5 protein-coding genes are annotated in these 6,716 nt (G+C 71.0%); all 5 read right to left on the bottom strand.

Features of this window, described 5'->3' with window-relative positions; all coding sequences use genetic code 11:
• The coding region (gene purM / locus ABDW21_RS15765; RefSeq protein ID WP_343602956.1) for a phosphoribosylformylglycinamidine cyclo-ligase at positions 1 to 1,055 on the bottom strand (1,055 nt) is incomplete at its 3' end.
• 40 nt (positions 1,056 to 1,095) lie between these two features.
• Positions 1,096 to 2,661 carry an amidophosphoribosyltransferase gene (gene purF, locus ABDW21_RS15760; protein WP_343602958.1) on the bottom strand — a complete coding sequence of 522 codons (1,566 nt, stop codon included), beginning with the start codon at positions 2,659 to 2,661 and terminating at the stop codon, positions 1,096 to 1,098.
• A gap of 95 nt (positions 2,662 to 2,756) precedes the next feature.
• The gene (locus ABDW21_RS15755) at positions 2,757 to 3,143 is read right to left on the bottom strand and encodes a sterol carrier family protein (RefSeq protein ID WP_343602960.1); all 387 of its coding nucleotides are present in this window, start codon (positions 3,141 to 3,143) and stop codon (positions 2,757 to 2,759) included.
• Positions 3,144 to 3,146: 3 nt separating this feature from the next.
• A complete protein-coding gene (gene purL / locus ABDW21_RS15750; protein WP_343602964.1) occupies positions 3,147 to 5,423 on the bottom strand; it encodes a phosphoribosylformylglycinamidine synthase subunit PurL in 2,277 nt (758 codons plus the stop codon).
• 33 nt (positions 5,424 to 5,456) lie between these two features.
• Positions 5,457 to 6,716 (bottom strand): M18 family aminopeptidase (locus ABDW21_RS15745; protein WP_343602962.1); only part of this gene is annotated, 1,260 nt, incomplete at its 5' end.

Below are 6,716 nucleotides of genomic sequence, written 5' to 3'. Positions count from 1 at the left end.
GCGTCTTTTCCGCTCTTGTCGACGGTTCCCACCACCCAGCAGTCCAAATGGCGTGCGGTGAGGACGGCCAGCGCGCGGTCGGTGTCCTCGGGCGCGACGACAGCGACCATGCCGACGCCCATGTTGAACGTCTTCTCCATCTCCGCGCGGGCGACCCGCCCGCGTTGCGCGATCATCGTGAACACCGGGGCGGGCGTCCAGGTGCCGCGGTCCACCTCGGCCACCAGGCCGTGCGGTATGACGCGTTCGAGGTTGCCGGCCAGCCCTCCACCGGTGATATGGCAGAACGTGCGGACGCGCGTCTCGGCAGCCAGCGCCAGACAGTCCTTGGCGTAGATCCGGGTGGGCTCGAGCAGCTCTTCGCCCAGCGTACGGCCGAACTCCTCGACGTGACCGGCCAGATTCATCCGGTCGATGTCCAGCAGCACGGCACGCACCAGGGAGTATCCGTTGGAATGCAGGCCCGACGAGCCCATCGCGATGATGACGTCACCCGGTTTGACCCGCTCGGGCCCGAGCACGTCGTCGGCCTCGACGACGCCGACGGCCGTGCCCGAGATGTCGTAGTGGTCAGGTTCGATCAGACCCGGATGTTCGGCGGTCTCGCCGCCGAGCAGCGCACAGCCGGCCCGGATGCACCCGTCGGCGATGCCGGCGACGATGGCGTTGAGGCGTTCCGGCACGATCCTGCCGACAGCGATGTAGTCCAGCAGGAACAGCGGCTCGGCGCCGCAGACCACCAGGTCGTCGACCACCATCGCCACCAGGTCAAGGCCGACGGTGTCGTGCTTGTCCATCGCCTGGGCGACCGCGAGCTTGGTGCCCACGCCGTCGCTGGAGGCGGCCAGCAGCGGTTCGCGGTAGCCGCCACGCAACGCGAACAACCCCGCGAATCCGCCCAGCTTGCTGCGCACCTCGGGTCTGGTCGCCTTCGAGGCGAGCGGCTTGAACAGTTCGACGGCGCGTTCACCGGCTTGGATGTCCACCCCTGCCGATGCGTAGGTGACGCTCTCGCTGCCGCGGCCTGATCGGGAACTCTTCGGTCGATCCGTCATCGCGGTAAAGGCTACCGGGCGGCGGCGGCCGGTGGTGGGTCTACGGGTGGCGTAGCACCGACTCCTGCTCGGTCTCGGGAGACGCTTCGCGGCCGGCGATGTCGGTCCGCGCCGCGGCGCCGCGCGCGGCATTGGCAAGCATCTGCTCGATGACATTCTTGCCCAGCCCGGCCTCACCGGGCAGCTCGATCGGGTATTTGCCGTCGAAGCAGGCCATGCAGAGCCGGGAGGAGGGCTGTTCGGTGGCGGCGATCAGACCACGCAGCGAGATGTAGCCCAGCGTGTCGGCGCCGATGCCGTGGCGCACGGCGTCGACCATCTCGTGCTCGTCGTCGACGGCGTTGGCGATCAGCTCGGCCGGCGACGGGAAGTCGATGCCGTAGAAGCACGGCCAGCGCACCGGCGGTGAGGCGATCCGCACGTGCACCTCGACGGCGCCGGCCTCGCGCAGCATCCGGACCAGGGCGCGCTGGGTGTTGCCCCGCACGATCGAGTCGTCGACGACGATCAGCCGTTTGCCGCGGATGATCTCTTTGAGCGGGTTGAGCTTGAGCCGGATGCCGAGCTGGCGGATGGTCTGCGACGGCTGGATGAAGGTCCGCCCGACGTAGGCGTTCTTCGTCAGGCCCTGGCCGTAGGGGATGCCGGACTCCTGCGCGTAGCCGACGGCGGCGGGCGTGCCGGACTCGGGCACGCCGATCACCAGGTCGGCGTCGATCGGGCATTCCCGGGCCAGCCGGCGGCCGATCTCCAGGCGGGCGCGGTGCACCGACCGGCCGGCGATCGTGCTGTCCGGACGCGCCAGGTACACGTACTCGAACACGCACCCTTTCGGGGTGGGGCTGGCGAACCGGGCCGAGCGCACCCCGTCGGCGTCGATGGCCAGCAGTTCGCCGGGCTCGATGTCGCGGACGAACGACGCGCCGACGATGTCCAGCGCAGCGGTCTCCGAGGCCACCACCCAGCCGCGGTCCAGCCGTCCCAGCGACAGCGGCCGCACCCCGTGGGGGTCGCGGCACGCGTACAGGGTGTTCTCGTCCATGAACGTCAGGCAGAACGCGCCGCGCACGGTCGGCAGCAACTCCAGCGCCGCCTGCTCCAGGCTGGCGTCCGCGGCGCCGTGGGCCAGCAGCGCGCCCAGGATGTCGGAGTCCGTCGTCGCGGGGGCGGCCCCGCGGGTGGCGATCAGCCCGATGTCGCGGGCCCGGGCGGCCAATTCAGCGGTGTTGACCAGGTTCCCGTTGTGCCCCAACGCGACTCCGGTGCCGGCGGCGGTGGTGCGAAAGACCGGCTGGGCGTTCTCCCAGGTGGTGTGGCCGGTCGTGGAGTACCGGCAGTGCCCGATGGCGACGTGGCCCGGCATGGCCGCCAGGGTCTGCTCCTCGAACACCTGGCTGACCAGGCCGAGGTCTTTGAACACCAGCACCTGCGAGCCGTCGGCGACGGCGATGCCGGCCGCCTCCTGGCCGCGGTGCTGTAGCGCGTAGAGGCCGTAGTAGGTGAGTTTGGCGACTTCCTCGCCGGGAGCCCAGACACCGAATACGCCGCACTCTTCACCGGGCGGGTTTTCCCGAGGATCAGGCGGTTGCGGCTGTTGGGCGGTCACGGCGGGGCGGCTCCCTGGGGGGCGGTTGGTGACGTACCCGGAGTGTACGGCGGCGGCGGTCGCGTCGGCCAATCGAGCCGGGCGTGTCGGGGCGCCTACAGGCTCGTCACAGGCAGAACGGAGGCGATCTCGGCGGCCCGCGCACCCGACATGCGCAACGCTCCCGAGGCGCTGGCGTCGTCGACTCCCAGCAAGCCGGTCGCCAGCAGCAGCCAGGTGCGCGGATCGGTCTCGACGACGTTGGGCGGGGTGCCGCGGGTGTGCCGCGGCCCGGACACGCATTGCACCGCGACGAACGGCGGAATCCGGACCTCGACGCTGGCGCCGGGCGCCTGGGCGGCCAGGCTGCGCGCGGTGAGCCGGACCGCGGCGGCCAGATCCGCCCGCTGCGGCGCGGGGCCGGTGCCGTCGCGCAACCACTGCGCGACGGCCAGCACAGCGGCGCGGGTCCGGGCCGGGTCGGTGTTGCGGCTAGCGGCCACGTCTCAGCCGAACAGTCGGGGCAGCACCGCCTCGGAGGTGCTGCGCAGTTCGGCCAGCGGCACGGTGAACAGGCCCTGGACCTCGATCGCGTCCGATCCCTGGTCGGCGACCCCGATGCGGGTCGCCGGCAACCCCCGCGCCTCGCACATCGAGGCGAACCGGCTCTCCTCGGTGCGCGGCACGGCCACCAGCACCCGGCCCGACGATTCGGAGAAAAGGAATGTGAACGGACCTGTGCCTGATTGAAATTCCTCGGGAAGCACGATGCGGCAGCCGGTTTCGCCGGCCAACGCGGATTCCACCACGGCCTGCGCCAGGCCGCCCTCGGACAGGTCGTGCGCGGCGGAGACCAGGCCGTCGCGGGATGCCGCGAAGAGCACCTCGGCCAGCAGCTTCTCGCGGGCCAGGTCGACCCGCGGCGGCAGCCCGCCCAGGTGGTCGGCGGTCACCTGCGCCCAGATCGAGCCGTCGAACTCGTCGCGGGTGTCGCCGAGCAGCATCAGCGTCTCGCCGGGCTCGGTGCCCAGAGCGGTGGGCAGACGTCGGCTGACATCGTCGATGACGCCGAGCACGCCGACCACCGGGGTGGGCAGGATCGGCGTCGACCCGGTCTGGTTGTAGAAGCTGACGTTGCCGCCCGTCACCGGAATACCCAGTGCCGCACTGCCATCGGCGAGTCCGCGCACCGCCTGGGCGAACTGCCACATCACCCCGGGATCTTCGGGGGAGCCGAAATTGAGGCAGTTGGTGACGGCGACCGGGGTGGCGCCGGTGACGGCGACGTTGCGGTAGGCCTCGGCCAGCGCCAGCTGCGCGCCGGTGTAGGGATCGAGCGCCGTGTAGCGCCCGGAGGCGTCGGTGGATATCGCGATGCCCCGGCCGGTGGTCTCGTCGACGCGCAGCATCCCGCAGTCGGCGTGCTCGGCGAGCACGGTGTTGCCGCGCACGTAGCGGTCGTACTGCTCGGTGATGAACGCGCGGCCGCACAAGTGTGGACTGCCCAGCAGCGCAAGCAAAGTCGCGCGCAGCTCGTCGCCAGTGACCGGGCGGGGTAAGCGGTTCGAGCGGTCGGCGTTGAGCCTGTCCTGCGTCTCGGGGCGGGCGAGTGGACGCTGGTACACCGGGCCTTCGTGCGCGACCGTTCGCGGCGGTACGTCGACGACCGTCTCGCCGTGCCAGGTGATGCGTAGCCGGTCACCGTCGGTGACCTCGCCGATCACGGTGGCCGGCACGTCCCACCTGTCGCACACCGCCAGGAACTGCGCCACGTTGTCGGGGGCGACCACCGCGCACATCCGTTCCTGCGACTCGCTGCACAGCACCTCCGCGGGCGTCATGTTCGTCGTGCGCAGCGGCACCGCGTCCAGCTCGACGGTCATACCGCCGTCACCTGCGGACGCCAACTCCGATGTGGCACAGGCTAGTCCGGCACCGCCGAGGTCCTGGATGCCGATCACCAGCCCGGCGGCATAGAGTTCCAGGCAGCACTCGATGAGCACCTTCTCGGTGAACGGGTCGCCGACTTGGACGGAGGGCAACTTCTTGCGCGATCCCTCGTCGAACGTGTCCGACGCCAGCACCGACACCCCGCCGATCCCGTCGAGACCAGTGCGCGCGCCGAACAGGATGATCTTGTTGCCGGCGCCCGACGCGAACGCCAAATGCAGATCTTCGGTGCGCAGCACCCCGACGCACAGAGCGTTGACCAACGGGTTGCCGGCATAGCAGGTGTCGAAGACGGTTTCACCGCCGATGTTGGGCAACCCCAACGAGTTTCCGTAGCCGCCGATGCCGCGCACCACCCCGTCGAGCACGCGGCGGGTGTCCGGGGCGTCGGCCGCGCCGAACCGCAGCTGGTCGAGCACCGCGACCGGGCGCGCGCCCATGGCCATGATGTCGCGCACGATGCCGCCGACACCGGTGGCCGCGCCCTGGTAGGGCTCCACGTAGGACGGGTGGTTGTGCGATTCCACCTTGAACGTGACCGCCCAGCCGTCGCCGATGTCGACGACGCCGGCGTTCTCGCCAATACCGGCCAGCATGGCCGAGCGCATGTCCTCGGTGGTGGTCTCCCCGAAGTAGCGCAGGTGCACCTTGGAGGACTTGTAGGAGCAGTGTTCGCTCCACATCACCGAGTACATGGCCAGCTCGGCGTCGGTGGGCCGGCGGCCCAGGATGTCGCGGATGCGCTGGTATTCGTCGTCTTTGAGACCCAGCTCGGCGAACGGTTGCGGCTGCTCGGGGGTGGCCGTGGCGTGCTCGACGGTGTCGACGCGCAGCCCGGAGGTCACGGGTGACAGTGTAGGGCTCGCTCAGGCCGGCGAGAGGAACGCCCGCAACGCCGCGGCGTAGGCGGCGACGTCGTGGGCGCCCATGAACTCCCGCGCCGAGTGCATGGCCAGCTGCGCGGCACCCACGTCGACGGTCGGGATGCCGGTGCGGGCCGCGGTCAGCGGGCCGATGGTGGAGCCGCAGGGCAGGTCGGCGCGATGCTCGTAGCGCTGCAACGGCACACCGGCCTGCGCGCAGGCCAGCGCGAACGCGGCGGCGGTGCGGCCGTCGGTGGCGTAGCGCAGGTTGGGCTGCACCTTGAGCACCGGGCCGGCGTTGACCGCGATCGGATGCCCCGGCTCGTGCCGGTCCGGGTAGTTGGGATGGGTGGCGTGCGCCATGTCCGCCGACGCCACCACCGAGCCGGCCCGGCGGCGCAGCAAATCCTCGCGACCGCCGCCGGCGGCCAGCACGATCCGTTCCAGCGTGGTCAGCAGCAGCTCGGACGCCGCCCCGTGATCGGACGTGGAGCCGACCTCCTCGTGGTCGAACAGCGCCAGCACCGGGGTGTGGCCGCGGGGTTGAGCCGCCAGCAGCGCCTCCAGCCCCGCGTAGCAGCTGGCCTGGTTGTCCAGCCTCGGCGCGCTGACGAATTGGCCGTCGACACCAGACATAGCCGACGACGCCAGGTCGTGCGTCATCAGATCGAACCCGAGCACGTCATCGGCGTTCTCACCGGCCAGGTAGGCGACGTGGCCGAGGAATGACCGGGTGGCCTCACCGGTCGCCCACACCGCGTTGACGTGGCGCTGCGGGTCCAGCGTCACCGACGTGCGGTCCTCGGCCAGGTGGATGGCCAGTTGCGGCACCCGCAGGATCGGTTCGTCGATCCGGACCAGCCGGTGGGTGACGGCCGCGCCGTCGCGGATCGACAGCCGGCCGCTGACGCCCAGGTCGCGGTCCAGCCAGGAGTTCAGCCAGGCGCCGCCGTAGGGCTGCAGGGCCACCAGCTGCCATCCGGCGACCTGGCGGTCCGGGCGCTGTTTGACCCGCAGGTTGGGGCTGTCGGTGTGGGCGCCGACGATCCGGAACGGCAGCTCTGCCTCCCCGGAGCTGTCCCAGGCCAGCAGCGAGCCGGACCGCACCGTGAAAAACCGCCCGCCGGTGCGCGGCCACCCATCGGTCTCGGCGAGCTCGGTGTAGCCGGCGGCGCGCAGCCGCGACGCCACGGTGGCGCAGACGTGAAAAGGCGACGGGGACGCGTCAATGAACTCGCACAGTCCCGCCGCGGTGGCCGCCAT

Source organism: Mycobacterium sp., from assembly GCF_039583805.1.
Lineage (GTDB): Bacteria > Actinomycetota > Actinomycetes > Mycobacteriales > Mycobacteriaceae > Mycobacterium.
Note: the sequence above shows the minus strand (reverse complement) of the source record. Positions and strands in the feature narration are given on the sequence as shown.